This window comes from Niallia sp. HCP3S3_B10 (assembly GCF_052064465.1).
Taxonomy (GTDB): Bacteria; Bacillota; Bacilli; order Bacillales; family Cytobacillaceae; genus Niallia; species Niallia hominis.
The window spans coordinates 1-1,106 of sequence record NZ_JBQHVO010000143.1 but is presented as its reverse complement, the minus strand read 5'-3'; the positions used below and the strand labels follow the sequence as shown (position 1 = coordinate 1,106).

Here is a 1,106-nt window from a genome sequence, read left to right as displayed (position 1 = left end):
CAATTTACACATCTAAGTTTAAAAGGCGGTTACGACCAATCATCAATAGCTATCAGTTTTTCAGTGGTCTCCTCGCTGCGCTGCGGGGTCTAAAGCGTCTCTATTTCCCGCAGGAGTCGAGCGTCCTCCGCTCCATTTCACTTCGTTTTTAAATCTTTTTGGTTGAAATACTTTTGTCTCAGCCTCTTTTTCTACTATAAGCTTAGTAAACTGACGGGGCAAGTTAATAAAAAGGATATTTACATATTGATAACGAATTGTTGGTGAACAGAGTAAAGACGGAAGGGTGTTAAGGTGATGATAGGAATTAGTATAGCAACGAAGTGGGAATTTGAAGCGACATTGGAATATTTCGACATAAAAGATAATGAACGCTTTAGTTATCCTTATGGGGAGTATTTCATTAGAGCTATTAATGATACCGAACTTATTTTTTATAGTACTGGTGTAAGGAAAGTAAATGGTGTTGGTGCTAATCAGTATATGATTTCTAAATTTAATTTAATGAAAGTAATCGTTGCTGGAACATGTGCAGGAATTGATGATAGGTTCAGTAATTTAGATATTTTTGTACCTGATGCAGCCGTTCAATATGATTGCACAGTAAAAGAAATCGAGCCTTTTATTAAACAATCTTTCATAGTTGATATAGATTTGTCTAAATATGGAAATGGTTTTTATACCGGAACAATTGGCACCGCTGATAAAGCAGTAGTTATGTGGAAGGACTATTTAGAGCTTAAAGAAAACGAAATAACAATAGCTGATACAGAAGCGGGGGCAATTGCTTATATCTGTAAGAAGAATAATGTTGAATGTATTATTATTAAAGGAATATCTGATTTTCCAACAGATGAAAGAAACGCTGATAAATTTGAATCAAATATGGAACAAATTAATGTTTATTTAGAAAATACCCCCAAAGTTATGAATAAAATATTTGGCGAATATTTAAAGAGATTTATATAAATGAATTTTAATGAAGAGCATTTTCTTGAAAAAGTTTGTTTTAATTACTCAACTTTCGCACCTTGAAAATCGACCTTGTTTTAGGTCTATCAAAGCTTTAAGAACGCTCACTTTAGGTGCTTGACAATTACTTTTAA

At 33.2% G+C, this 1,106-nt stretch carries 1 protein-coding gene; it reads left to right on the top strand.

Annotation, left to right across the window (positions count from 1 at the left end; translation table 11 throughout):
- Nucleotides 1-297 precede the first annotated feature (297 nt).
- Nucleotides 298-969, top strand: a complete 672-nt coding sequence (locus ACTNDN_RS24880; RefSeq protein WP_031539218.1) for a 5'-methylthioadenosine/S-adenosylhomocysteine nucleosidase family protein — start codon at nt 298-300, stop codon at nt 967-969.
- Nucleotides 970-1,106: the final 137 nt, after the last annotated feature.